This window comes from Pseudomonas sp. GNP012, from assembly GCF_054343835.1.
This window is the reverse complement of sequence record NZ_JBTGUU010000001.1, coordinates 2,071,233-2,095,550: the sequence shown is the minus strand read 5'-3', so window position 1 is coordinate 2,095,550 and position 24,318 is coordinate 2,071,233. Positions and strand designations below refer to the sequence as shown.

Here is a 24,318-nt window from a genome sequence, read left to right as displayed (position 1 = left end):
CAAAGCGCAGATCCCGGATCTGCGCAGCACATCGGCCGCAATGGCTCTGTGATGATTTTTTTGATCTTTTTTTCACGCGCCCTATGGATACTGCAAGCCGACAACAGGCTATCCAGGGGCGGAGCGTTGAAAAAAAGTTACACATTGATAGTTAAATGCCATGACTGATGTTCTCGCAGACTGCCCCCAAGGTTAGAATGCACGAAATCAGGATGAGCCAATGACCGACCCCACGCTCTCGGAAGCCGAATACGACGCCATCACCGATGCCGCTGCGCATTGGTGCATGCGTCTGCACGCCAATGACTGCACAACGCAGGAGCGCCAGGCGTTCGAAGAATGGCGTAATGCACATCCGCTCCATGCCTTCGAGTACGAAGCGATGCTGGAAATATGGGATGTGGCCGGCGACCTGCCCCGCCCCGCGCCCGTCCTGCCGCTGGTTCGCCCCCAGCCCGAAGCCCCGTGGCGACGCCTGGCCATTGCCGCGGCAGTCTGTGCCCTGGCGCTGCCTTTGGCCGGATATGGCGGCTGGCACCTGGGCTGGGTACCGAACGCGTACCAGCACTTCGAAGCCACCGACAATGTTCGTACGGTCACCTTGAAAGATGGCAGCCAGGTGGAGCTGAACCTGGGCAGCGAGCTCACGTACAGCAACTACAAGGATCAGCGGCAAGTCACGCTGAAAAAAGGCGAAGCGTTCTTCAGGGTCAGCCATGACACCCGCCACCCTTTTGTGGTCAAGGCCGCCGAAGGCCGGATTCGCGTGACCGGCACCCAATTCAACGTCTGGATGTATGAAGACCAGGTCAAGGTCAATCTGATCGAGGGTTCGGTACTGGTCAGCAGCAACACCGACCTGCCCGGCGACGGTTTGCGCCTCGACCCGGCGATGCAGGCCAGTTATCGTCGCGGCGACTTCACTCCCCGCATCAGCCAGACCTATGAAAATGACAGTTCGCTGGCCTGGCGCCAGGGTAAGCTGGTGCTCGACGATCTGGCACTGAGCGATGCGCTGCCATTGATCAATCGTTACCTGGACAAACCGTTGATGGTCGCCGACAACAGCACCGGCTCGATCCATATCGGCGGCATCTACAACATCAAGGATATCAACGGCCTGGTGAAGTCCCTGCCGCGGGTCCTGCCGGTCTACCTGACCCGCAATGACAACGGCAATCTGGTGGTCAACGCGATCCCGCAAAAGCCCCCGAAAAGCTGAAAAGGCCGCCACCCGTGCGGGGTGCGGCCTACAGTGCTCCCGTAAAACTCCACTACCTCAATGCGCGACGACCTTGGCATCCTGCTGGCGGATCGTCTGTACCTGATACTGCGGATCGGACGTGATCTGTTGCTCGGTGAAGGGCAGCACGCTCCATTGCTTCTGCGAAAAGGCCTGCGTCTGATCCCGTGAAAATTCCGAAGCGGGGTCACTCGACAACGAGAACGCCAGCAACCCCTTGGCTTGCGGTCCTTTTTCGTCGAAGGTCACCACTTGCAGGTAACTCGTGCCACTGACCACCTCGCGCTTGCCATCGCTGCGCGGCACGCTCTGGATAGCGTTGTAGACCCCCAGCGTTCCCGGCCCGCCATGGATCGGCGTCTGTTGCCCGCCGCTGCTGACCACCTGGATGTCACCCCAGCGAGTGTCCGGCTTGAGACCTGACGCCTTGACCTGCTCAGCCGAAGCCAGCATCGCTGTGCGCAGCGCCTTGGCCACTGGCGGGTGATCGACGGCCAGTCCACTCGGGGTGTGTTGCGGGTCCTGCGGATCGAACGCCACGCGCCATACGTCCGGCACCGACTCCAATGCCTCCATGACATTCTGGAAGTGCACCAAGCCCAGACCGCTGCCCAGGTTGGCCTTGCGGTCCCAGGCCTTGAGGCTGGCACACAGTGGCGCGAGGGTTTTGGCATCGGCAGCGAGATCCGCCGCGCAGAATTGCAGCAGGTCCGGCATCACTTGAGCCGCCTGATAGACCTGATCATCCATGACCATGTGCTGCAAGTCCCCCACCGCGACCTTGCCGGCCCCGGCCAGCGTACTCAAACGGTCCAGGGCAAAGCGTGAACGCAGGCCCAAAGGCTGGCCATCCTGGCTGATCAGCGGCGAATAGCCGGTCAGCGGTTGCGCCGGATTTGCCATCCATGCCGAATCGTTGGAATGCTGGACAAAATCCTTGCGCAGCAGCTGCGGCAACTTATCCGCTGCATAGATGCCCTGTTGTGGCGCCTGCGGGTCGATGTCCCAGGCACAGGCACTGTTGGAGCCGTCAAGAATGATCATCTGCAGGCCGATCCGCGGATCGCTGCATTGTGCCAGCTTGTCGACGCTGACGTTGGGCACCACCGAGAGGTTCATGTACAGCGTCTGCCCCTGATCGTCCGCCGCCAGCGTGTTGACCCACGGAATGCCCTGAATCTTGTGCACCGAGTCCTGGAAATCCTTGAGGTTTTCGGCACGGTTCATCGCATACCACTGCTGCAGGACGCGATCGTTATCCAGGTTGGCGTCGCGCAGGCTGAAGGCGTACTGATGATCCCAATCCAGTTTTCCCGGCCATTGCACCACCGGACCGAACTTCGAGCTGTAGACCACACGGGAAATCGCCTTGACCTGCCCGTCCGCCTGCCTGACGTTGACGGTCACAGTCTGCTGGTCCATCGGCAAGGACTGGCCGTCGAGCAGGTAACGGGTCGAATCCTTGGGATCGAGTTGCAGGCGGTACAGCGTGAAATGCCTGGACGAATCCACGGTGTGGGTCCAGGCCAGATGTTGATTGAAACCGATGTTGATCAGCGGCAGGCCGGGCAACGCCGCGCCCATCACGTCCAGTTTGCCGGGAATGGTCAGGTGCATCTGATAAAAACGCATGCCACCCACCCACGGGAAGTGCGGATTGGCCAACAACATGCCGCGTCCGTTAAAGGAACGTTCGCTGCCGATCGCGACCGCGTTGCTGCCGCGGTCCAGGGCAAACCTTTGCATGCGCGTGGCGGCCACCTGGAACGCTGCCTGGGCGCTCACCCCCCGGGCCACGCCTTGGGGTGGCGTGGCACCGGCCAGGGCTTCGGCGAACTGGCCGACGCCACCTTCGACCAACAGGCGCCGGGTCAGCTTGACCAGATCCGACGGGGTGATGTCCCGCACCCAATCACCCTGGCACTGTTGCGGCAGACCCTGGGCACGACGTTCGCTCAGGAAACGGTTGTACCCCGCTACGTAACCTTCAACCAACTCACGCACTGGTGGAGTCTGGGCCTGCCAGAAACCGGCGACGGCTTGCGGGGTGTTGAGCCAGGTGAAGAACAGATCGCTGACCAGGTTCTCACGCGCCTCGACGGTGAACTGATCCGGTCCGAAATAGCGCGAACGCTCGCCGTTCACCGTAGTGATCTCGTTCGCCAGCAGGCACAGGTTGTCCTGGGCGTAGGAATAGCCGATGCCGTAGCCCAGCCCGCGCTCATTGTCGGCGCGGATGTGCGGCACGCCGAAACTGGTTCGGCGGATGTCCGCGCTCGTTTGCGCAGGCGTATCGCTTGCGCTCGCCGCAAGGCTCAGCCCCAGGCTCAACCCCAGAGTCACACCCGCCAGGCTCAACCTGGTTAACTGGCTGGAAATAATCACGCTCGCTCCTGATCGAAAAAACGATGGCCGCCGTTGCGCGCACCCACGCGCGCAGTGCCTCCCTGTAGGGACGAAGCTCACATCAATAATTTAGGGTTTTGCCGCGCATTGGCGTGCGAACTGACAGGCTGATCACACGACGTCGACAAAATTTCTACATTCGAGCCTTCATGATTTGGGCAGCTCATACGTCTAAACTTGTAAGAGCGCCCCATTTTTCCTGATCAGGCTCTGAAAAGGAGTTTTGCAATGTACAACTCGCAACTGCCAACGGACGGTAGCAACGCGCCAAAGGGTACTTCCATGGGAGTCGGCGTATTCGAGCCGCGTACCGATCGCCACGGCAACGAGCGGATCCGGATCCTGCTCAAAAGCTATGGCCTGCGCACCAGCCTGATCCGCCTTAAAGTCATCGATGCCCTGCTGACGGCCGCCGAAAGCGACCGCAGTCTTGGCGTGCGCGGGGTGCACAGCCAATTGCTGGACCTGGACATTCCCCTGTCCTTTCTCAGCGTGCGCGAAGTGCTAAAGCGCTTGTGCAGTGAAGGCGTGATTGTCCTCAACCCCGACAAAAGCTACAGCCTGCATCCACAGGCTGCCGCCATCCTGCGCAACCAGTGAGCGAATGATCAGGTCTTGACCTTGCGGCGCATCACGCCATTGATGACGACCACAATCACCGCCACGCCAATGGCGATGTACTGGAACATTTTTTCGCTGATGACGCCGGTGTTCTGCAACCAGGAAAGGCCAAACATGATCCCCAGCACCACCAGGGAGATCAGAATCGAGTATTTCAAACGTTGCGACTGAGTCATTGCGGGTTCCTGAATCTGAAAATGTATCCGGTTTGTATCAAGACGCTTGCCAGGCACTTACCCTGTTCCCAGGATAAGCGGCCACAAGCGGGGTCACATGTTACAGCCGATGAAGAGTTTTAGCTTCATTGCGGCAATAACCATGAGGACTTTCAAATGTTGCGTCGAATCACATTGCTGATTCCCCTGCTGGCCATCCTGACCCTGAGCGGTTGCATTGTTTTCCCCCATGGGGGCTGGCATCACGATCACTACTACGACCATGGCGGACCGGGTTACTACCCACATCGTTAACCGCTGTTCAACGTCCTGAATCCTTCCGGTAAAAGTCATTGCCGGGCTGGGCACAGAGTTCCACCAGCCAGTCGCCGGGATAACTGACGCTGGCGTGGGTGCTGGCCCTGGGTGACTACCTGATTCCGACTCCGATTCCGGGCACCAAGCAACGCAAATACCTGGAAGAAAACGTGGCCGCTCTGCAGGTGAGGCTGAGCGCTGATGAACTGCTGGCGCTGGAGTCGGTCTTTGCGGCGAATGCCACCGCTGGCCTGCGTTATCCGGGGGAAGTCATGAAACTGCTCGACCGCTGAGATAACGAAATATCTGTAGGAGCGAGCATGCTCGCGAAAAACCTGAGAGCACCGCGGGGTGTCAGGCTCCCCGCATCATCGTTGACCTCCATCGCGAGCAAGCTCGCTCCTACAGGTATGCGTGAAGAACCTTTTTTGACCCGAGGATCACGTAAACACGCGCCTGCGGCATTTCAACCTGACGATTTTGTAATGTCCCCCTCATCTGCCTGACAGCTCTGATCTACCATCATCGAACAGCCGATCTTTGTAGTACTTCGAAACACTCCTTGAATGCCTGACCGGAAAAAAGGGTCAGAATGCGTTTTTTTGCCCGTTAGCCGAGACGAATCCCATGCGAAACCCTCTGCGTCTGATCGCCCTGAGCGCCCTGTTCATGTCCTCTCTGGTCCAGGCCGCCGACCTCATTCCGATCGAGGTTCATCGCGACGCCAATTGTGGTTGCTGCAAAAAATGGATCAGCCATCTTGAGGCCAATGGTTTCAAGGTCGAAGACCACGTCGAAGCCAACATGAGCGAATTCAAGCAACAGCACGGCGTGCCGCCACGCCTGGCGTCGTGCCACACCGCGTTGATCAATGGCAAATTCGTCGAAGGTCACGTCCCGGCCGACCAGGTCCTGGCCTTGAGCAAGCGCGACGATCTGTTGGGCGTCGCGGCCCCCGGCATGCCCATGGGTTCGCCCGGCATGGAAATGGACGGCATGAGCGATGCCTATCAGGTCATCGGCCTGAAAAAGGACGGCACTGACGTGGTGGTTGCGGACTACCCCGCCCATTGATGCCAGGCGCGTACCTTGGGCTGTTTTTCGCGGCATTCGGTGCCGCCACGCTGCTGCCGTTGCAATCGGAAGCCGTGCTTGTCGGCCTGTTGCTCAGCGACCGCTACTGGCTCTGGGCACTGCTGGCGGTGGCGACGTTCGGCAATGTTCTGGGGTCGCTGCTCAACTGGTGGCTGGGGCGCGGGATCGAACGGTTCCGCGACCGGCGCTGGTTTCCGGTAAGCCCCCGGCACCTGGAAAAAGCCCGGCTGCATTACCAGCGCTACGGCCATTGGTCATTGCTGCTCAGTTGGCTACCGGTGATCGGCGATCCGCTGACACTGGTCGCCGGGGTCATGCGCGAGCCATTGGGGCGCTTCCTGCTGATCGTCACCCTGGCCAAAGGTGCCCGCTACGGCGCGTTGGCCGTCGCGACGCTGGGCTGGATGGGTTGAACCATCGAGGGCGGCGATTGCCTGTGTTTAATGCCGCCCTAATCGAGCCGATCCAACATCGGCGGATTTTCCATGGAGCTCACCCATGTCGCGCCACCTCCCCCGCTGGTTACCCGGCCTGTTGTTGACTGCCGCCCTGCCCGCCATCGCCCACGCCCAAGCCCACACCCAAGCCCAAGCCCAAGCGCCGGAATACGGCCCTGAGCTGCAAGGGTTCGACTATCCCTACACACTCAAGAATTTCGCCTTTGAATCCCAGGGCCAGTCCCTGCAAATGGGCTATATGGACGTCGCCGCACACGGCAAGGCCAATGGACGCAGCGTGGTGCTGATGCATGGCAAGAATTTCTGCGGCGCCACCTGGGACAGCTCGATCAAAGCCCTCAGCGACGCCGGCTATCGGGTCATCGCCCCGGACCAGATCGGCTTCTGCAGCTCCAGCAAGCCGGCGCACTATCAGTACACGTTCCAGCAACTGGCGACGAACACCCAGCAATTGCTCAAGGCATTGGGCATTCAGAAAGCCACCCTGCTGGGGCACTCCACCGGCGGCATGCTCGCCACTCGCTATGCCTTGCAATACCCCGAACAGGTCGAGCAACTGGCACTGGTCAACCCCATCGGCCTGGAAGACTGGAAAGCCCTCGGCGTGCCCTACCGCACGGTAGACCAATGGTATGAGCGCGAACTCAAGCTCAGCGCCGACGGTATCCGCAACTACGAACGCACCACCTATTACGGCGGTCGCTGGAAGCCGGAATTCGATCGCTGGGTCGACATGCTCGCCGGCCTCAACAAAGGCCCGGGGCATACGCAAGTCGCGTGGAACTCGGCGCTGATCTACGACATGATCTTCACTCAACCGGTGTACTACGAATTCAAGAACCTGAAGATGCCGACCCTGCTGTTGATCGGAACGTCCGATACCACCGCCATCGGCAGTGACATCGCCCCGCCCGAGGTCAAGGCGAAGATCGGGCACTACGACGTCCTCGGCAAACAAGTGGCGAAGTTGATTCCCCGGTCCACGCTGGTCGAATTCCCTGGCATGGGCCACGCGCCACAGATGGAAGAGCCGGCACAATTCCACCAGGCCCTGCTCGCCTGGCTGAACAAGACCAACCCCGTGCGTTGAAGAGGTAAGGCTGATGCCTGTGCAGATTGCAGTGCTTGATGATTGGCAGGATGTGGCGCGGGATGTGGTGGACTGGTCGGCGCTGGACAGCGTCGGCCAGGTGAGTTTTCTCCATGACTTTCCCGTCGACAACCAGACGCTGGCCGAGCGTCTGGCCGGGTTCGAGGTGATCTGCGTCATGCGCGAGCGCACCCGCTTCGATGAAGACCTGCTGCGCCGCCTGCCCAGGCTCAAACTGCTGGTGACCGGCGGCATGCGCAACGCCGCCCTGGACCTGAAAGCCGCCGCCGCGCTGGGCATCCAGGTCAGCGGCACCGACAGCTACAAACACGCCGCACCGGAGCTGACCTGGGCGCTGATCATGGCCGCCACCCGCAACCTGGTGGCCGAAGCCAATGCCTTGCGTGCCGGCCAGTGGCAACAAGGCCTGGGCGGCGACCTGCACGGCAAGACGCTGGCGATCCTCGGCCTTGGCAGCATCGGCCAGCGTGTCGCGCAATTCGGCCAGGTGTTCGGCATGCGCGTCATCGCCTGGAGCGAAAACCTCACCGCCGAACGTGCGGCACAAGCCGGAGTGACCCGTGTCAGCAAGCAGGAGCTGTTCGAACAGGCCGACGTGCTGTCGGTGCACCTGGTGCTCAGCGACCGCAGTCGCGGCCTGGTGGACGCACAAGCCCTGGGCTGGATGAAGCCCACGGCATTGCTGGTAAACACCGCCCGCGGACCGATCGTCGATGAGGCAGCGTTGATCAAGGCACTGCAGAAGCAACGACTGGCCGGTGCCGCACTGGACGTGTTCGAGCAAGAGCCGTTGCCCGCACACCATCCGTTCCGAACCCTGGACAATGTATTGGCGACGCCCCATGTCGGGTACGTCAGCCAACAGAACTACCGGCTGTTTTTCTCGCAAATGATCGAGGACATCCAGGCCTGGGCGGCAGGGGCTCCGATTCGTCTGCTGGGTTGAACGAGAACCCCATGTGGGAGCGAGCCTGCTCGCGAAAGCGGTGGGTCAATCAACATTAATGCTGCCTGATACTCCGCCTTCGCGAGCAGGCTCGCTCCCACAGGGATCTTCAGTGCACACAAAACTGTGTACGGCACAAAACGATGCCCGTTCGCAATCGGCCGCCAGAACGTAACGAATAAATGTTCATGCTGCGGTGTTCTCATCACATCAACCTTGCACTGCGTCTGGCGGGACGCGTCCTGATCTGAACCCATGAAGCTCTGGAGCAAAGCCCATGAATATTCGTTTTGCAGTCCTGATGACCCCGTTTTTGCTGACCGTTGCGTTGTCCGGTTCCCTCGCCCTGGCCAACGGCGGCGATGACGAGCCGCCCGCCAGACCCAACTGCCCGAAAGGACAGGTGCTCGATACCCGGTCGCAGCGGTGCGTCAAACAGACCAGCAGCCTGGTGCCTGACGAAGACCGCACCAATTATGCCTATCAACTGGCCAAGGACGGACGTTACGAAGAGGCCCTGGCCCTGCTCGATACGCTGAAACAGCCAAATACCGCAAAAGCGCTGAACTATCGCGGCTACGCCACGCGTAAACTGGGACGCACCGACGAAGGCATCGGTTATTACCTGCAATCGGTAAAACTCGACCCGCAATACGCGCAAGTCCGCGAATACCTGGGCGAGGCCTATGTGGTCAAGGGCCGGCTGGACCTTGCACAGGAGCAACTGCAGCAGATCAAATCCATCTGCGGCAATACCCAGTGCGAGGAGTACCAGGACCTGGCCGAAGCCATCAACGGATCATCGAAAACCTGACAACCCGAGCGGACGGAGGTCGCCATCGCCAGCGATCAGGCAATACGAACGGAACTGAACCAGCATCTGGCGCGTTTATGGCGCTACGGCCTGCTGTTGTCCCGGCAACGGCATATCGCCGATGACCTGGTGCAGGCCACCTGCGTGCGGGCGCTGGAGCGGGCCGGGCAATACGAGTCGGGGACGCGCATGGACCGCTGGCTGCTGAGCATCCTGCACTCGATCTGGCTCAACGAAGTCCGTGCCCAGCGGGTGCGGCAAGGCCAGGGCCAGGTGGATGCCGACCAGGCCTTGTCGTTCGATGGAGAGTCGGTGGCCCAGACCCACGTGTTGGCGGCACAGGTCATCCGCCGCGTCGATGCATTGCCCGAGGCCCAGCGTGAAACGGTATTTCTCGCCTACGTCGAAGGATTGTCCTACCGCGAAGTCGCCGACGTGCTGCAAGTGCCCATCGGCACGGTCATGAGTCGCCTGGCCGCCGCCCGGGCGAAACTGGCCGAATATCCACCGTTGCACACGGTGCCCCACCCTTACCGAGGAGAACATTGATGAACACGAAACCCTCGGACGAACAACTGGTGGCTTATCTCGACAACCAGCTCGATGCCGAGCAGCGCTCGCGCATCGACGCGGCCATCAGCGCCGACCCGATGCTGGGCCTGCGCCTGCAATGGCTGGATCGCAGCAGTCTGCCATTCAAGGACGCCTACGATGAACTGGCCCGGCAGGCGCCGGTGGATCGCCTGCAAGCCATGCTCGCCACACTGCCCTCACCCGCCCGCCCCGGGCTCAGCCGACGCTGGTTCCTGGCCGCAGCGGCCGGGTTGCTGGCCGGCGGCGTGCTGGCGGACCGTTTGTTCCTCGGCTGGCAAGCGAGCCAGCAGACTCACAGCTGGCGCGGTCTGGTGGCCGATTACATGGCGCTCTACGTGCCGGAAACCCTGGATCACCTGCCAGCTGATGAAGCCACCCAGCGGGCCCAACTGCGGACCATCGACGCGCGCCTGGGCCTGAACCTCGCTCCGGCAAAACTGAGCCTGCCCCGTGCCGAGCTCAAGCGGGCGCAAATCCTCGAGTACGACGGCGCGCCCATCGCCCAGATCACTTACCTCGATCCGGTGCACGGCCCCATGGCGCTGTGCGTGACCCGCTCCAACAGCGGCAGCCGCCATTTCGCCCGGGAACAGCGGCGCGAGCTGAACATCGTGTATTGGGCGGACATGGAACACGCCTGGATGTTGATCGGGCACCAGCCGATGGCGGATCTGGAGGAGATGGCCAAGGTGTTGCGGGGCCGGTTGAGCGCTTGATACGCAGGCACAGGTTTGCGGGGTCGTAAAAAGCCCCCGCAAGCCATCATGTTCTGCTGCCGACGCCCGACTTCTCGAGGTCTTGTACCCTTGGCGGCACACCATCCACCCCGCTCGTCATCGTGTATCTCACCGCATCGCCGACAAGAAAACAGGCGTTACCCTCTGCGGTCATGTTCGGCCCAATCCGGATCGCCAAGGTGCAACAGCCACCATCAGGCATGACCATCGCAAACTTTGTCGACAGGCTTTCGACCTTGACGTCCCTGATTGCACTGATCGTGCCCTGCCCGCTGGTTTTTATTATTGGCGTGCCCATTCGTCCCTCCAGCCTTGCCGCCCTGTATTGACTTCGCAGGCTAATGAAACCCGTAAGCGTGGCACCTTGCTACTGTCAAACCTGACAGATGATGCGGCCGTTTGTCGAAATCAGACCGGCAATGGCAACCATAAACGGAACCGCGCCCCGCCCAGCGGCGAGGCTTGCACCGTCAGCGTGCCGCCCTGGGCTTCCAGGGCGCGGCGGCTGATCGCCAGCCCCAGTCCGAAACCACCCGTGGCGCGGTCTCGGCTGCGGTCGAGACGGTAGAAGGGTTCGAAAATCCGTTCGCGCTCGTCATCCGGAATGCCGATGCCGTCATCGTCGACCCAGATTTCACAGCCACCGGCACAGACCTGCACACCGATCTGGATACGCTTTTCGCAGTAGCGCATGGCGTTGCGCAGCAGGTTTTGCAAGGCGCGGGCGGTCAGGCGCGGGTCGAGGTTGAAGCGTTCGAGCTGGCCGTGGAGCAATACGTCGATGACGATGTCCGGGGATTGTTCGTCGTCGATGCTGCCCAGAATGCTGTCGATGAATTCGTCAAGCGACACTTCGACCCGCTCCGGTAACCGCGCCGGGTTTTGCAGACGGCTGTAGGACAGCAACTCAAGCACAAGCTCATCGAGCTCACGGATGTGATCGACCAGCCCTTGCAGGCGTTCGCGGCTGGTGGCCGGCAAGTCGTCGGACAGGGCCAGCGCCAGGCCAAAATCCAGCCGTGTCAGCGGTGTGCGCAGTTCATGGGAGACTGCGTTGAGCAGATCACGCTGCTGGTTCAACAGGTTCTCGATGTCGCCGGCCATGGTGTCGAAGACGTTGGCCAGACTGCCGATGTTTGAACTCGGGGCAATCTGCGTGCGCTCGCTCAAGTGGCCCTTGCCGAAGCGTTCCGCCGCGCTTTTCAGACGTTCCAGGTCGCGCCAGTGCGGGCGCAACCACAGCAACAGGCACGCGAGCATGGTCGCGCCGATCAGCACGTTGATGCTCCAGTACAACAGGCTGACATCCATCGGGTCCGGCGGCACGACCATTTGCACCACGGTGCGCTCGTTCAGTGGTGCCACTGCCAAAGTGCGCCAGCCCCAGTCGCCGATCCGCACAACGTTCTCGCCGCGCTGCAATCGCTGCTGCTCATCAGACGTCAGGCTGCTGTCATCGTTACCGCTGAGCACGATGTGCAGCGGATTGAAGTCCTTGTCCATTTCGGCGGCCAGGGCCGGCCACTGTTCGGCCGGGGCCGCGTGAAACTGTTTGACGATCAGCGTTTGCAGGCCACGGGAGTAATCGAGGTTGTAGGTGACAAAGCGCTCCTGGAACACCTTGATCACCAGATCCGGCACCAGATAAATCGCCGCGCTGAACGAGACGATGGTCACCAGGTACAAGCGAAAGAGGATTCTGAACATCGGCTCAGCATTCCCACTCGGAACGGCTGAACAGGTAGCCCTTGCCCCACACGGTCTTGATCTTGCGCGCCTCGCCGGCGTGGTCGTCGAACTTGCGCCGCAACTTGGAAATCGCCACGTCCACCGAACGATCGGTGCCGTTGAATTCGATGCCGCGCAGGCGTTGCAGGATCTGGTCGCGGCTCAGCACCTCCCCGGCATGCCGGGCCAGCACCACCAGCAGGTTGTACTCACCGCTGGACAAGTCCACCAATTGCTCGCGCCAGGTCACGGTGCGTTCGGACAGGTCGATGCACAGGTTGCCCATCAGAATGCGGTCGTTGGCGGTCTGCGGCTCGCTGAGGCTGCTGCGGCGCAACAGGGTCCGCACCCGCGCCAGCAGTACCCGTGGCTCGCAGGGTTTGGTCACGTAGTCGTCGGCCCCCATTTCCAGCCCCAGTACCTGGTCGTGACTGTCGTCGCGGGCGGTGAGCATCAGGATCGGCAAGGTTGCCGAATCGGCGCGCAGCAGGCGACAGACTTGCAGGCCGTCGAGGCCGGGCAGCATCAGGTCGAGGATCACCAGGTCCGGCGGATTGAGCCGCGCACGTTCGCGCACATGGTCACCGCGACCGATCACGCTGACGGAATAACCGTTGCGCTCCAGGTAGCTGGCAATCAGTTCGGCGAGGGCGGTGTCGTCTTCGACCAGGAGGATGTTGGGCATGGGGTGTTTCCAGAAAGAGCCGTGGCGTCTGCATTGGCCTCTTCGCGAGCAGGCTCGCTCCCACAGGGGACCGCATTTCAAATGTGGGAGCGAGCCTGCTCGCGAAGGCGGCCTGTCAGGCGCAATAAAATTCAAGGACTGAAGGATATACGCCCTCACTCGTCTCTGAGTAAAACCCTTACACAATTTCACACAGCACCAACAAAGCTTCACCGCTACCCTCGCCTGCGCCCAGTAGCATGCTGGGAGTCTTTATTGGGGTATTACATGTCGAAGAATCTGCTTGCCAGGCTCAGTCTGATTGCTCTGGCGTTGACACTGGGCGCGTGCGACGAGGCCTCGAACGCCGAGGAACAGGCGCCGCTGGCCACGGTTCGCATCGAAACCATCGAAGCACAACCACTGACCATCAGCAGCGAACTGAGCGGACGGATTGCCGCACCGCGCATGGCCGAAGTTCGCGCCCGCGTGGCTGGCGTGGTCCTGCAGCGCACCTTCCGTGAAGGCAGTGACGTGAAACAGGGCGATGTCCTGTTCCGCATCGACCCGGCGCCGTTCAAGGCTGACCTGGACAGCGCCGAAGCAGCGCTGCGCAAGGCCGAGGCCAACGCGTTCCAGGCCCGGTTGCAGGAACAGCGCTATGCCCAGTTGATCGACGACAAGGCCATCAGCGGTCAGGACTACGACAACGCCCGGGCCAACGTGCGACAGACCGCCGCCGACATCGCGGCCAACAAGGCTGCGGTGGAGCGGGCGAAACTCAACCTCGGCTACGCCACCGTCACCGCGCCGATTTCCGGGCGCATCGGCCGTGCGTTGGTCACCGAAGGCGCGCTGGTCGGGCAGAACGAAACCACGCCGCTGGCACTGATCCAGCAACTCAATCCGATTCATGCCGACTTGACCCAGTCCACCCGTGAGCTCAACGAACTGCGCCGCGCCTTCCGTTCCGGTCAGTTGCAGCAGGTCGGCCAGGACCAGGCCAAGGCCACGCTGATTCAGGATGACGGCAGCCTCTACCCGCTGCCGGGCAAAATGCTGTTCAGCGACATCACCGTCGACCCGGGCACCGGCCAGATCATCCTGCGCAGCGAGTTCCCCAACCCCGACCTCGACCTGCTGCCCGGCAGTTTCGTGCGCGTGCGCCTGGAACAAGCGGTCAACCGCCAGGGCATCAGCGTGCCGCAACGGGCCATCCAGCGCGACAGCGCCGGCATCGCCCAGGTGCTGCTGCTCGATGCCGAACAGCGCGTCGGCCAGCAACCGGTCGAACTGGGCGCCGTGCAGAACGATCGCTGGATCGTCACCGGCGGCCTGAAAGCAGGCGACCGCATCGTCATCGAGGGCCTGCAGCACGCCCGCCCCGGCGAGAAAGTGCAGATCGACGACACCCCTCTTCCACTTGCCCAGGTGACTGGTCAGTAAGCAGGACGCTTTTTTATGCCGCAGTTCTTTATCGACCGCCCGGTGTTTGCCTGGGTGGTCGCATTGTTCATCCTGCTGGCCGGTGCCCTGGCCATTCCACAGTTGCCGGTGGCGCAGTACCCCGACGTCGCGCCGCCGCAGATCGAAATCTATGCCGTGTACCCGGGCGCTTCGGCGCAAACCGTGGACGAAAGCGTGGTCAGCCTGATCGAGGAAGAACTCAACGGCGCCGATCACCTGTTGTATTTCGAATCCCAGAGCAGCCTCGGCAGCGCGACCATCAAGGCCACTTTCCAGCCGGGCACCAACCCGGAACTGGCGCAGGTCGATGTGCAGAACCGCCTCAAGGCCGTGGAGTCGCGCCTGCCGCAAGCGGTCATCCAGCAAGGTTTGCAGGTGGAGAAAGTCTCCTCCGGTTTCCTGCTGTTGATCACCCTGACCTCCAGCGACGGCAAACTCGACGACGTGGCGCTCAGCGATTACCTGGCGCGCAACGTGATGAACGAGATCAAGCGCCTGGACGGCGTCGGCAAGGCGCAGCTGTATGGCGCCGAGCGGGCGATGCGGATCTGGATCGACCCGCAGAAACTGCTCGCCTTCAACCTGACGCCAGCGGACGTCAACGCCGCCATCGTCGCGCAAAACGCCCAGGTATCGGCCGGCAGCATCGGCGATCTGCCGACCCGCACCACCCAGGAAATCACCGCGACCATACTGGTCAAGGGTCAGTTGTCGACCCCCGAAGAGTTTGCCGACATCGTCCTCAAGGCCAACCCGGACGGTTCGACCGTGCGCATCAGCGATGTGGCGCGTGTCGAGATCGGTAGCCAGGAATACCAGTTTTCCACGCGCCTGAACGGCAAGCCGTCCACCGCCGTTGCCGTGCAGTTGTCGCCGGGCGCCAACGCCCTGAACACCGCGACCCTGGTGCGGGCGAAGATGGATGAACTCAAGCGCTACTTCCCGGCGAACGTCGAGTACTCGATCCCGTACGACACCTCCCCCTTCGTCAAGGTCTCGATCACCAAGGTGGTCTACACCCTCTTTGAAGCCATGCTGCTGGTGTTCGCAGTGATGTTCCTGTTCCTGCAGAACATCCGCTACACACTGATTCCGACACTGGTGGTGCCGGTAGCGCTGATGGGCACCTTTGCGACGATGCTGGCGCTGGGGTTTTCGATCAACGTGCTGACCATGTTCGGCATGGTGCTGGCCATCGGCATTCTGGTGGACGACGCCATCGTGGTGGTGGAGAACGTCGAGCGCATCATGGCCACCGAGGGCCTGTCGCCCAAGGAAGCCACGCGCAAGGCCATGCGGCAGATCACCGGGGCCATCATCGGCATCACCCTGGTGCTGGTCGCGGTGTTCATTCCGATGGCGTTCATGCAAGGCTCGGTCGGGGTGATTTACCAGCAGTTCTCGTTGTCGATGGCCACCTCGATCCTGTTCTCGGCCTTCCTCGCTCTGACCTTGACCCCGGCCCTGTGCGCGACGCTGCTCAAGCCGATTGCCAAAGGCGAGCACCACGAAAAGAGCGGATTCTTCGGCTGGTTCAACCGCCGCTTCGAGCAACTGACCGCGCGCTATCAAGGCTGGGTCGCTTATGCGTTGAAACGCACCGGGCGCTACCTGATGATCTACGGCGTGCTGCTGATTGGTCTGGGCCTGGCCTTCAGTCGCCTGCCTTCCTCGTTCCTGCCGGTGGAAGACCAGGGTTACACCATCACCGACATCCAGTTGCCACCGGGCGCGAGCAAGAACCGCACGGTGCAGGTGGCCGAGCAGGTGGAAGCGCACAACGCCGGTGAGCCGGGCATTCGCGACAGCGTGGTGATTCTCGGATTCAGCTTTTCCGGCAGCGGGCAGAATGCGGCGCTGGCGTTCAGCACGCTCAAAGACTGGTCCGAGCGCGGCAGCGACGATTCGGCCAGCTCGATTGCCGACCGGGCCAACGTCGCCCTCAGCCAGATCAAGGACGCGGTGACCTTTGCCGTGCTGCCACCACCCGTGGATGGTCTGGGTACATCCAGCGGCTTCGAGTTCCGCCTGCAGGATCGCGGTGGTCTCGGCCATGAGAAGCTGATGCAAGCGCGCACCGACTTGCTCGCGGCCGCCGAAAAAAGCCCGATCCTGATGAACGTGCGCGAAAGCGCCCTGGCCGAGGCGCCGCAGGTGCAACTGGTGGTCGACCGCAAGCAGGCCAACGCGCAGGGGGTGTCCTTTGCCGACGTCGGCAACGTGCTGTCCACGGCCGTGGGCTCGGCGTACATCAACGACTTCCCCAATCAGGGGCGGATGCAGCGCGTCGTGGTGCAGGCCGAGGGCGACCAGCGCAGCCAGGTGCAAGACCTGCTGAAGATCCACGTGCGCAACACCCACGGAAAAATGGTGCCCTTGTCAGCCTTCGTGCAGGCCAAATGGACCCAGGGCCCGGCGCAGTTGACCCGCTACAACGGCTACCCGGCGATCAGCATTTCCGGTGAACCGAGGCCGGGCCACAGCACTGGCGAGGCCATGGCCGAGATCGAGCGGTTGGTGGCCCAAGGCCCGGCGGGCCTGGGCCAGGAATGGACCGGGTTGTCGTTGCAGGAACGCCTGTCCGGCAGCCAGGCGCCGATCCTGCTCGGGCTGTCGCTGTTGATCGTGTTCCTGTGCCTGGCGGCGTTGTACGAGAGCTGGTCGATCCCGACCTCGGTGCTGCTGGTGGTGCCGCTGGGTGTGCTCGGCGCGGTGCTGGCCGTGACCTTGCGCGGTATGCCCAACGACGTGTTCTTCAAGGTCGGGCTGATCACCATCATCGGCCTGTCGGCGAAGAATGCGATCCTGATCATCGAGTTCGCCAAGAGCCTGTACGACGAAGGCCACGACCTGGTCGACGCCACCTTGCAAGCGGCGCGCCTGCGGTTGCGGCCGATTGTCATGACTTCGCTGGCGTTCATCCTGGGCGTGGTGCCCCTGGCGATTGCCACAGGCGCCAGCTCGGCGAGCCAGCAGGCCATCGGCACCGGGGTGATCGGCGGGATGATCACGGCGACGCTGGCCGTGGTGTTCGTGCCGGTGTTTTTTGTGGTGGTGATGAAGCTGGTGCGCAAACGCCACAAGAATATCTGACCCGATACTCATCAACTGTGGGAGCGAGCCTGCTCGCGAAGGCGGAGTGTCATTCAACATAGATGTTGGATGTGATGGCCTCTTCGCGAGCAGGCTCGCTCCCACAGGAGATCAGGGTGATTTCAAGACTGGGGGCAACTGGGCTAAGGTGATTGCATCGCCCCAACCCGTCGAGCCTCCATGCCCTACCTCACCCACACCCACCCTCGCCTGTCCGCCGCCACGACGCTAGGTATCGCGGCGGGCATCCTGGTTCCGGCCGATTCGGTGATCAGCAAAATCCTCATCGGCTGGAATGCCGGAGTCTGGACTTACCTGATCCTCATGTCCTGGCTCACCGTGCGTTCAAAAGCGACCGACGTAAAACGCATAGCCGAAATCGAAGACGAAAACGCCGGGCTGGTGCTGTTGGTGGTGTGCATCGCGGCATTGGCCAGCCTGGCGACCATCACCTTCGAACTGGCCGGCAGCGAAGACCTGGAAACCACTCGCAAGCTCCTGCACTACGGTTTCACTGCATTGACGGTGATCGGCTCGTGGCTGCTGATCGGGGTGATTTTCAGCGTGCACTACGCGCGCCTGTTTTACACCTGGGAAGGCAAAGAACCGGCACTGCGCTTTGCTGAAGGCCTGACTACGCCCAATTACTGGGACTTCCTGTACTTTTCGTTCACCGTCGGCGTGGCGGTGCAAACCTCGGATGTCGGCGTGGCGACCCGTGATTTGCGCAAGATCGTGCTGGCGCAGTCGTTGATCGGTTTTCTGTTCAACACCGCCATCCTTGGGTTCTCAATCAATATTGCGGCGGGCCTGTTCAACTGATGCCTGCACAAACGTTCTAGTCATCGCACTTGCAGCAGGCGTTAAATAGCTCGGCAATCCGTCCCGCAGGTGCAACATGAGCGCTCACAACTGGATCGACCTGTCCCAAGATGCCGACACCGGCATCGAGACCCTGCGTGCGCATTTCGAAGGTCACGCCTACGACCCGCACTGGCATGACAGTTATCTGGTGGGCGTCACCGAGCAAGGGGTCCAGCAATTCAATTGCCGACGGGCCAGGCACCAGAGCACGCCGGGCAAGGTGTTTTTGCTCGAGCCCGGTGACATCCATGACGGTGACGCACCGACCGCCGACGGTTTTACCTACCGCATGCTGTACCTCGATCCGCAGTGGTTGCAGCGCGAACTCGGCGCTGTGTTCGATCATGCCCCCGACAACAGTCAACTGAGTTTCGCCGCCACCTTGGCCTGCGATGCGCGCCTGGCCCAGGCCACCAGCCTGGCGTTTGAAACCCTGCATCGCGGTGAGCTGAAGATCGTCCGCCAGACCGCCCTCGACGCGTTGCTCGAACGCCTGACCAGCCACTTGCATTGGCGCGCCCGCGATGGCCAGGACCCGCGTCTGCCGCGCGTGGCGCAGAAGGCCCGGGACTACCTGCATGCCAACGCGCAATACGACATCGGCCTCGATCAACTGGCCGCCGTCACAGGTGTCGACCGCTTCCGCCTGACCCGTGCGTTCAAAGCCGCTTACGGCATGGCGCCCCACGCGTATCTGGTGCAATTGCGCCTGGCAACCGCACGGCGAATGCTGGCCCGTGGCGAACAACCGGCGGCGGTGGCCATGGAACTGGGCTTTGCCGACCAGAGCCATCTGGGCCGTTGGTTCGTGCGCGCCTACGGCCTGACACCGGCGCTGTATCGCAAGCGCTGCTCAAATCTTCCAGACAAGTAACGTCGGGGATTGTGAAGATCGGTCTCACTGATCTTGACCGGAGTTTGCCCGCGATGCTGTCCTCTTTCCCGACGTTACTGCCCTTCTTGCTGTTTGCCTTTGTGGCATCCATCACTCCTGGACCGACCAACATTCTGGTGCTCAGCAACAGTGCCCGATACGGCTTGGGCGCTGCCCTGCCGATTATCTTCGGCGCCTGCGCCAGTGCCGCGACGCTGGTGTTGCTGGTGGGCATGGGCGTTGGTTCGTCACTGACGGCCTGGCCTGCGTTGCAAAGCGTCATGCAATGGGCCGGCGTGGCGTGGCTGAGTTATCTGGCCTGGCAGATTATCCGTTCGCCGGCCGAAGCCATCAGCTCGCAGAAATCCGGGGCTCGATTGGGTTGGGTGGGCGCTGCCAGCCTGCAATGGATCAACCCGAAAACCTGGATGATGGCGCTGGCTGTGGTCAGTGTTTTCGCCGGAGCGGGGGAAGATCGGCTCATCCAGGTGATCAATCTTTCATGGGTGTTTTTCCTGATCTCCCTGCCCTGCCTGTGTGCCTGGGCGCTGCTCGGTGCCGGGGCGAGTCGCTGGTTGCGCTCGCCCCGGGCCGTGCAACGTTTCAATCGCTGCATGGGCCTGGTGCTGCTGGGTTCAGCGTGGCTGAGCGTGCTGGCCTGAACGCCACCGGTCGGTGTTTTTTCGACAATCGACAATCCGGGGCTTGACGGCGAATTGGCTTTTGGTGTCTTCTGAAACCGGTTTCAGCGCTATCTCACGAAGCGCTCGACCTTATAAATCCAATAAGAAGGTTTCAGACCGTGAACGATTTCTCCGCCGCCCAGCGCAGCCGCGTGACCATGCTCGACGTGGCCGAACACGCCAAGGTCTCCAAGGCCAGCGTTTCGCGGTTCATTGGCGAAGACCGCGCCCTGCTCTCCGATGCCATAGCCCAGCGCATCGAGCAGGCGATTGCGGAACTGGGCTATCGCCCCAACCAGATGGCCCGCGGCCTCAAGCGTGGGCGCACCCGCCTGATCGGCATGCTGGTGGCCGATATCCGCAACCCTTATTCAATTGCCGTGATGCACGGGGTGGAAACCGCCTGCCGTCAGCACGGCTATAGCCTGGTGGTGTGCAACACCGACCGCGACGACGAGCAGGAACGCCAGCACCTGGCCCTGCTGCGCTCGTACAACATCGAAGGCCTGATCGTGAACACCCTCGGTCATCACCGTGACGAATTGCACGAACTGCACCGGGAAATGCCCCTGGTACTGGTGGACCGCAAGGTCGAGCACCTTGAGAGCGACATGGTCGGGCTGGACAATCCGGCAGCCGTTGAAATGGCCCTCGCGCATCTTGAAGAGCGCGGCTACCGCGATGTGTTGATGGTGACCGAACCGTTCGATGGCACAAGTTCACGGCTCGAGCGGGTCGCCAGTTTCAAGGCGCAAATTGCCCTGCGCCCGGCCCTCCATGGCAGCCTCATCGAAACCGGCAGCGAACTGACCGCAAAACTTGCAACCTTCCTCGACACGCCCGGCCCCGGCCCGAAAGCGCTGTTTTGCGCGAACGGCATTGCGGCGCTGGCCTGCACCCACGCGTTGCGTGAACTCAAGTGCAACCTGTTTGAGGACGTGGGCTTGATTGCTCTGGATGATCTGGACTGGTATCCGTTGGTGGGTAGCGGCATTACCGCGCTCGCGCAGCCGACCACCGAGATAGGCGCCAGTGCGTTTGAGTGTCTGCTCAAGCGGCTGCGGGGGGATGACGGGGCGGTGCGGACGCTGGATTTTTCGGCGCGGTTGATTGTTAGAGGATCGACCCTTGGACATTCTCGGTGAATGTTCCGGCCTCTTCGCGGGCAAGCCCGCTCCCACATTTGGAATGCATTCCCCTGTGGGAGCGGGCTTGCTCGCGAAGGGGCCATCAAGATCACCCACTATTTTTTTGAACAAAAATGAAACCGGTTTCAGAGGTAAAACAACAATGAACAAACCCGCCGTTTCCATCAGCCTCTCCAGCTACGGCGCCGACCTGGTGCGCCAGCGTGGCCAAGGCAGTTTTATCGAAGTACTGGCCGCCGCCGGCGCCACGCGCATCGAGTGGCGCGAGGAATTGCTGACCATTGAGGACCCCGTTCAACTGGCCAATGCCACTCAGGCAGAAGGCCTGGAGAGCGTGTATTCATCGCCAATGGAACTCTGGTTGGCCGGACAATCCAGGCCCAATCCAGAACTGATCACCGCCCTGCAACGCGCCCAGGCGTTCGGTGCCAAATGGCTGAAAGTGTCCCTGGGTTATTTCACTGACAACTGCGACCTGCACTTCCTCGCCCGGCTGCTGGACGCCAGCCCCGTGCAGTTGCTGGTGGAAAACGACCAGACCCTGCACGGCGGGCGCATCGAACCCTTCCAGCGCTTTTTCACTGAGGTCGAGCAACACCACTTGCCGATCAAGATGACCTTCGATATCGGCAATTGGCACTGGCAGGACCAGTCCGCCGCCAGCGCCGCGCGCCTTCTCGGACGCCACGTCGGCTATGTGCACTGCAAAGCGGTTACCCGTCGCGCCGACGACAAGCTGGTCGCCATCGCGCCGACCGCCAGCGACTTGCAACAGTGGGAACAGCTGCTGGGGCACATGGCCCAAGGCGTCATGCGGGCCGCGGAGTATCCGCTGCAAGGTGATGACCTGGTGCAGCTGACCCGCGAACACGTGGCAGCCCTCGCCCGCCTCGGCCAGGCGCAACGGGAGAGTGCTCATGTCTGAGATCGATACTCTGTCCTTCGGCGAGACCATGGCGATGTTCGTCGCCGAGCAGGAAGGCGACCTGGCCAGCGTTGGCGCCTTCCACAAACGCATTGCCGGGGCTGACAGTAATGTGGCGATCGGTTTGTCCCGGCTTGGCTTCAACGTGGCATGGCTAAGTCGGGTCGGTGCCGATTCGTTGGGCCGGTTCGTGGTCGACACCCTGGAAAAAGAAGGCCTGGATTGCCGTCACGTCGACATCGACACAGAGCACCCGACCGGTTTTCAACTCAAGTCCCGCACCGACGATGGCAGCGATCCGGTGGTCGAATACTTCCGCCGTGGTTCGGCGGCCAGCCACCTGTCGCCGCACTCGATCGTGCCCGAGTTGCTCAAGGCCCGACACCTGCACGCCACCGGCATTCCCCCGGCGCTGTCGGAGTCGGCGCGGCAGATGTCGTTCGAGTTGATGACCCGCATGCGCGAGGCCGGGCGCAGCGTGTCCTTCGACCCGAACCTGCGCCCGAGCCTGTGGGCCAGCGAACGACAAATGATCACCGAGATCAACCGCCTCGCCGCCCTCGCCCATTGGGTGCTGCCGGGCTTGAGCGAAGGTCGCTTGCTGAGCGGTTTCGAAGACCCGGCCGACATTGCCGCCTTCTACCTCGACCAGGGCGCCGAAGCCGTGGCGATCAAGCTTGGGCCGCACGGTGCTTACTACCGCACCCATCTTGATCAAGGTTTCGTCGCTGGCGTGCCGGTGGCCACGGTGGTCGATACGGTGGGCGCCGGCGATGGTTTTGCCGTCGGCATGATCAGCGCGCTGCTGGAAAACCATAGCTTTGCCGAGGCCGTGAAACGCGCCAACTGGATTGGCAGCCGTGCGGTACAGAGCCGGGGGGATATGGAGGGGTTGCCGACCCGATCCGAAATGGATGTCGAATTTGCGGCCGTCTTCGCGGGCAAGCCCGCTCCCACAGGTTTTGCGTCTGTGGGAGCGGGCTTGCTCGCGAAGGGGCCAGCACAGTCACTGAAGATCTAAAAGCCGTTACCTGCTGCAACAAAAACAACAAGCTCAGGAGCACCACTCATGAAAACCGCAACGCTCGCCACCCGCCGCTGGTGGTACATCATGCCCATTGTGTTCATCACCTATAGCCTGGCGTATCTGGATCGCGCCAACTACGGGTTCGCCGCCGCGTCCGGCATGGCGGCGGACCTGATGATCACACCAGGCTTGTCGTCGATGCTTGGCGCGCTGTTCTTCCTCGGCTACTTTTTCTTCCAGGTACCCGGCGCGATCTACGCGCAGAAACACAGTGTGAAGAAGCTGATTTTCGTCAGCCTGATCCTCTGGGGCAGCCTGGCGACCTTGACCGGGATCGTCTCCAATGCCTACTGGCTGATCGTCATTCGCTTCATGCTCGGCGTGGTCGAAGCGGCCGTCATGCCGGCGATGCTGATCTACCTGTGCCACTGGTTCACCCGCGCCGAACGCTCGCGGGCCAACACCTTCCTGATCCTCGGCAACCCGGTGACCATGCTCTGGATGTCGGTGGTCTCGGGCTACCTGGTGCAGCACTACAGCTGGCGCTGGATGTTCATCATCGAAGGTTTGCCGGCAGTGTTGTGGGCATTCATCTGGTGGCGCCTGGCCGATGATCGTCCGTCACAGGCCAAGTGGCTCAACGATCAGGAAAAGCAGGATCTGGAAAGCGCACTGGCCGCCGAACAGGTCGGTATCAAGGCCGTGAAGAACTACGCCGAAGCGTTCCGTTCATCCAAAGTGATCATCCTGGCCCTGCAGTTTTTCTGCTGGAGCATTGGCGTGTACGGTTTCGTGTTGTGGCTGCCGTCGATCCTCAAGGCCGGCGCGCAGATGGACATGGTCCAGGCCGGCTGGCTGTCGGCGCTGCCGTACCTGGCGGCGGTGATCGGCATGCTGCTGGTGTCCTGGGGTTCGGACAAACTGCAAAAACGTAAACGTTTCGTCTGGCCGCCACTGCTGATTGCCTCGATCGCCTTCTATGGCTCCTACGCCCTGGGTGCCGAACATTTCTGGTGGTCCTACACCCTGCTGGTGATTGCCGGCGCCTGCATGTACGCGCCTTACGGCCCCTTCTTCGCGATCATCCCGGAGATCCTCCCGGCCAACGTCGCGGGCGGCGCCATGGCGCTGATCAACAGCATGGGCGCCCTCGGCTCGTTTGGCGGTTCCTATCTGGTCGGTTACCTGAACAGCTCCACCGGCTCGCCGGGTGCGTCGTACCTGTTGATGAGCGGCGCGTTGATGTTCTCGGTGGTACTGACGATTTTCCTCAAGCCCGGCGCCAGCGACCGGGAGCGGCCCTCGGCCACGTTAACGCGCGCCGCCACGGCACATTCCTGAACTGAA

At 61.8% G+C, this 24,318-nt stretch carries 24 protein-coding genes and 1 pseudogene; 20 read left to right on the top strand and 5 right to left on the bottom strand.

Features of this window, described 5'->3' with window-relative positions:
* Positions 1 to 220: 220 nt before the first annotated feature.
* A complete protein-coding gene (locus ACXX83_RS09405) occupies positions 221 to 1,222 on the top strand; it encodes a FecR family protein (RefSeq protein ID WP_458548218.1) in 1,002 nt (333 codons plus the stop codon).
* 57 nt (positions 1,223 to 1,279) lie between these two features.
* Here ACXX83_RS09405 and pvdQ read toward each other — a convergent pair whose 3' ends face one another.
* Positions 1,280 to 3,628, bottom strand: a complete 2,349-nt coding sequence (gene pvdQ, locus ACXX83_RS09400) for a bifunctional acylase PvdQ (RefSeq protein ID WP_458548217.1) — start codon at positions 3,626 to 3,628, stop codon at positions 1,280 to 1,282.
* A gap of 249 nt (positions 3,629 to 3,877) precedes the next feature.
* Here pvdQ and ACXX83_RS09395 point away from each other — a divergent pair, with 249 nt between their 5' ends.
* Complete coding sequence (locus ACXX83_RS09395; protein ID WP_015094968.1) at positions 3,878 to 4,249, top strand: hypothetical protein; 372 nt, start codon at positions 3,878 to 3,880, stop codon at positions 4,247 to 4,249.
* Between the two features lie 8 nt (positions 4,250 to 4,257).
* Here the strand turns inward: ACXX83_RS09395 and ACXX83_RS09390 are convergent, their stop codons facing one another.
* Positions 4,258 to 4,446, bottom strand: a complete 189-nt coding sequence (locus ACXX83_RS09390; protein ID WP_015094967.1) for a hypothetical protein — start codon at positions 4,444 to 4,446, stop codon at positions 4,258 to 4,260.
* Between the two features lie 156 nt (positions 4,447 to 4,602).
* On the opposite strand from ACXX83_RS09390, the gene ACXX83_RS09385 reads away from it, so the two are divergent.
* From ACXX83_RS09385 to ACXX83_RS09345, 9 genes and pseudogenes are all read left to right on the top strand, one after another.
* Positions 4,603 to 4,740, top strand: coding sequence for a hypothetical protein (locus tag ACXX83_RS09385; protein WP_007970990.1), 138 nt, complete (start codon positions 4,603 to 4,605; stop codon positions 4,738 to 4,740).
* Between the two features lie 83 nt (positions 4,741 to 4,823).
* Positions 4,824 to 5,036 (top strand): annotated as a pseudogene (locus tag ACXX83_RS09380) (aldo/keto reductase); the annotation flags it as partial.
* A 334-nt stretch (positions 5,037 to 5,370) separates the two neighbouring features.
* Positions 5,371 to 5,817, top strand: a complete 447-nt coding sequence (locus ACXX83_RS09375; protein WP_095966660.1) for a DUF411 domain-containing protein — start codon at positions 5,371 to 5,373, stop codon at positions 5,815 to 5,817.
* Positions 5,817 to 6,251 carry a YqaA family protein gene (locus ACXX83_RS09370; protein WP_458548216.1) on the top strand — a complete coding sequence of 145 codons (435 nt, stop codon included), beginning with the start codon at positions 5,817 to 5,819 and terminating at the stop codon, positions 6,249 to 6,251. Before ACXX83_RS09375 ends, ACXX83_RS09370 begins: the two co-directional genes overlap by 1 nt.
* Before the next feature lie 85 nt (positions 6,252 to 6,336).
* Positions 6,337 to 7,386, top strand: a complete 1,050-nt coding sequence (locus tag ACXX83_RS09365; RefSeq protein WP_458548215.1) for an alpha/beta fold hydrolase — start codon at positions 6,337 to 6,339, stop codon at positions 7,384 to 7,386.
* A 13-nt stretch (positions 7,387 to 7,399) separates the two neighbouring features.
* Complete coding sequence (locus ACXX83_RS09360; protein ID WP_458548214.1) at positions 7,400 to 8,353, top strand: D-2-hydroxyacid dehydrogenase family protein; 954 nt, start codon at positions 7,400 to 7,402, stop codon at positions 8,351 to 8,353.
* 277 nt (positions 8,354 to 8,630) lie between these two features.
* Positions 8,631 to 9,167, top strand: a complete 537-nt coding sequence (locus tag ACXX83_RS09355) for a tetratricopeptide repeat protein (RefSeq protein WP_458548213.1) — start codon at positions 8,631 to 8,633, stop codon at positions 9,165 to 9,167.
* 66 nt (positions 9,168 to 9,233) lie between these two features.
* Complete coding sequence (locus tag ACXX83_RS09350; protein WP_310650742.1) at positions 9,234 to 9,716, top strand: RNA polymerase sigma factor; 483 nt, start codon at positions 9,234 to 9,236, stop codon at positions 9,714 to 9,716.
* Positions 9,716 to 10,477 (top strand): anti-sigma factor family protein, encoded by a 762-nt coding sequence (locus tag ACXX83_RS09345; protein WP_458548212.1) that lies wholly within the window; start codon positions 9,716 to 9,718, stop codon positions 10,475 to 10,477. The genes ACXX83_RS09350 and ACXX83_RS09345 overlap by 1 nt, the downstream gene beginning before the upstream one ends.
* Positions 10,478 to 10,523: 46 nt before the next feature.
* On the opposite strand, the gene ACXX83_RS09340 is transcribed toward ACXX83_RS09345, so the two are convergent.
* The 3 genes from ACXX83_RS09340 to ACXX83_RS09330 all read right to left on the bottom strand — a co-directional run bounded on the left by ACXX83_RS09340 (position 10,524) and on the right by ACXX83_RS09330 (position 12,911).
* Positions 10,524 to 10,796, bottom strand: a complete 273-nt coding sequence (locus tag ACXX83_RS09340; RefSeq protein WP_015094957.1) for a hypothetical protein — start codon at positions 10,794 to 10,796, stop codon at positions 10,524 to 10,526.
* Between the two features lie 110 nt (positions 10,797 to 10,906).
* Entirely contained in the window at positions 10,907 to 12,205 is a 1,299-nt protein-coding gene (locus ACXX83_RS09335) for an ATP-binding protein (RefSeq protein ID WP_217838279.1), read from the bottom strand.
* A 4-nt stretch (positions 12,206 to 12,209) separates the two neighbouring features.
* Positions 12,210 to 12,911, bottom strand: a complete 702-nt coding sequence (locus tag ACXX83_RS09330; RefSeq protein ID WP_007970971.1) for a response regulator — start codon at positions 12,909 to 12,911, stop codon at positions 12,210 to 12,212.
* Positions 12,912 to 13,178: 267 nt separating this feature from the next.
* On the opposite strand from ACXX83_RS09330, the gene ACXX83_RS09325 reads away from it, so the two are divergent.
* The 9 genes from ACXX83_RS09325 to ACXX83_RS09285 all read left to right on the top strand — a co-directional run bounded on the left by ACXX83_RS09325 (position 13,179) and on the right by ACXX83_RS09285 (position 24,312).
* Positions 13,179 to 14,336 carry an efflux RND transporter periplasmic adaptor subunit gene (locus ACXX83_RS09325; protein ID WP_458548209.1) on the top strand — a complete coding sequence of 386 codons (1,158 nt, stop codon included), beginning with the start codon at positions 13,179 to 13,181 and terminating at the stop codon, positions 14,334 to 14,336.
* Positions 14,337 to 14,351: 15 nt separating this feature from the next.
* Positions 14,352 to 17,450: a multidrug efflux RND transporter permease subunit gene (locus tag ACXX83_RS09320; protein WP_458548208.1), complete on the top strand. Its 3,099-nt coding sequence runs from the start codon at positions 14,352 to 14,354 to the stop codon at positions 17,448 to 17,450.
* A gap of 180 nt (positions 17,451 to 17,630) precedes the next feature.
* Entirely contained in the window at positions 17,631 to 18,272 is a 642-nt protein-coding gene (locus ACXX83_RS09315; RefSeq protein ID WP_015094953.1) for a DUF1345 domain-containing protein, read from the top strand.
* Between the two features lie 76 nt (positions 18,273 to 18,348).
* Entirely contained in the window at positions 18,349 to 19,188 is an 840-nt protein-coding gene (locus ACXX83_RS09310; RefSeq protein WP_126045703.1) for an AraC family transcriptional regulator, read from the top strand.
* A gap of 53 nt (positions 19,189 to 19,241) precedes the next feature.
* Positions 19,242 to 19,850 (top strand): LysE family translocator, encoded by a 609-nt coding sequence (locus tag ACXX83_RS09305; protein WP_458548206.1) that lies wholly within the window; start codon positions 19,242 to 19,244, stop codon positions 19,848 to 19,850.
* Between the two features lie 140 nt (positions 19,851 to 19,990).
* Positions 19,991 to 21,016 (top strand): LacI family DNA-binding transcriptional regulator, encoded by a 1,026-nt coding sequence (locus tag ACXX83_RS09300; protein ID WP_458548204.1) that lies wholly within the window; start codon positions 19,991 to 19,993, stop codon positions 21,014 to 21,016.
* A gap of 145 nt (positions 21,017 to 21,161) precedes the next feature.
* Positions 21,162 to 21,944, top strand: a complete 783-nt coding sequence (locus tag ACXX83_RS09295) for a sugar phosphate isomerase/epimerase family protein (protein ID WP_458548203.1) — start codon at positions 21,162 to 21,164, stop codon at positions 21,942 to 21,944.
* Positions 21,937 to 22,965, top strand: a complete 1,029-nt coding sequence (locus tag ACXX83_RS09290) for a sugar kinase (RefSeq protein WP_458548202.1) — start codon at positions 21,937 to 21,939, stop codon at positions 22,963 to 22,965. The genes ACXX83_RS09295 and ACXX83_RS09290 overlap by 8 nt, the downstream gene beginning before the upstream one ends.
* A gap of 48 nt (positions 22,966 to 23,013) precedes the next feature.
* Positions 23,014 to 24,312, top strand: a complete 1,299-nt coding sequence (locus ACXX83_RS09285; RefSeq protein ID WP_015094947.1) for an MFS transporter — start codon at positions 23,014 to 23,016, stop codon at positions 24,310 to 24,312.
* Positions 24,313 to 24,318 lie beyond the last annotated feature (6 nt).

Coding starts and splice junctions, on each gene's coding strand:
- ACXX83_RS09405 (WP_458548218.1), top strand. CDS start 221: ATGACCGACCCCACGCTCTCGGAAGCCGAATACGACGCCATCACCGAT.
- ACXX83_RS09395 (WP_015094968.1), top strand. CDS start 3,878: ATGTACAACTCGCAACTGCCAACGGACGGTAGCAACGCGCCAAAGGGT.
- ACXX83_RS09390 (WP_015094967.1), bottom strand. CDS start 4,446: ATGACTCAGTCGCAACGTTTGAAATACTCGATTCTGATCTCCCTGGTG.
- ACXX83_RS09385 (WP_007970990.1), top strand. CDS start 4,603: ATGTTGCGTCGAATCACATTGCTGATTCCCCTGCTGGCCATCCTGACC.
- ACXX83_RS09375 (WP_095966660.1), top strand. CDS start 5,371: ATGCGAAACCCTCTGCGTCTGATCGCCCTGAGCGCCCTGTTCATGTCC.
- ACXX83_RS09370 (WP_458548216.1), top strand. CDS start 5,817: ATGCCAGGCGCGTACCTTGGGCTGTTTTTCGCGGCATTCGGTGCCGCC.
- ACXX83_RS09365 (WP_458548215.1), top strand. CDS start 6,337: ATGTCGCGCCACCTCCCCCGCTGGTTACCCGGCCTGTTGTTGACTGCC.
- ACXX83_RS09360 (WP_458548214.1), top strand. CDS start 7,400: ATGCCTGTGCAGATTGCAGTGCTTGATGATTGGCAGGATGTGGCGCGG.
- ACXX83_RS09355 (WP_458548213.1), top strand. CDS start 8,631: ATGAATATTCGTTTTGCAGTCCTGATGACCCCGTTTTTGCTGACCGTT.
- ACXX83_RS09345 (WP_458548212.1), top strand. CDS start 9,716: ATGAACACGAAACCCTCGGACGAACAACTGGTGGCTTATCTCGACAAC.
- ACXX83_RS09340 (WP_015094957.1), bottom strand. CDS start 10,796: ATGGGCACGCCAATAATAAAAACCAGCGGGCAGGGCACGATCAGTGCA.
- ACXX83_RS09335 (WP_217838279.1), bottom strand. CDS start 12,205: ATGTTCAGAATCCTCTTTCGCTTGTACCTGGTGACCATCGTCTCGTTC.
- ACXX83_RS09330 (WP_007970971.1), bottom strand. CDS start 12,911: ATGCCCAACATCCTCCTGGTCGAAGACGACACCGCCCTCGCCGAACTG.
- ACXX83_RS09325 (WP_458548209.1), top strand. CDS start 13,179: ATGTCGAAGAATCTGCTTGCCAGGCTCAGTCTGATTGCTCTGGCGTTG.
- ACXX83_RS09320 (WP_458548208.1), top strand. CDS start 14,352: ATGCCGCAGTTCTTTATCGACCGCCCGGTGTTTGCCTGGGTGGTCGCA.
- ACXX83_RS09315 (WP_015094953.1), top strand. CDS start 17,631: ATGCCCTACCTCACCCACACCCACCCTCGCCTGTCCGCCGCCACGACG.
- ACXX83_RS09310 (WP_126045703.1), top strand. CDS start 18,349: ATGAGCGCTCACAACTGGATCGACCTGTCCCAAGATGCCGACACCGGC.
- ACXX83_RS09305 (WP_458548206.1), top strand. CDS start 19,242: ATGCTGTCCTCTTTCCCGACGTTACTGCCCTTCTTGCTGTTTGCCTTT.
- ACXX83_RS09295 (WP_458548203.1), top strand. CDS start 21,162: ATGAACAAACCCGCCGTTTCCATCAGCCTCTCCAGCTACGGCGCCGAC.
- ACXX83_RS09290 (WP_458548202.1), top strand. CDS start 21,937: ATGTCTGAGATCGATACTCTGTCCTTCGGCGAGACCATGGCGATGTTC.
- ACXX83_RS09285 (WP_015094947.1), top strand. CDS start 23,014: ATGAAAACCGCAACGCTCGCCACCCGCCGCTGGTGGTACATCATGCCC.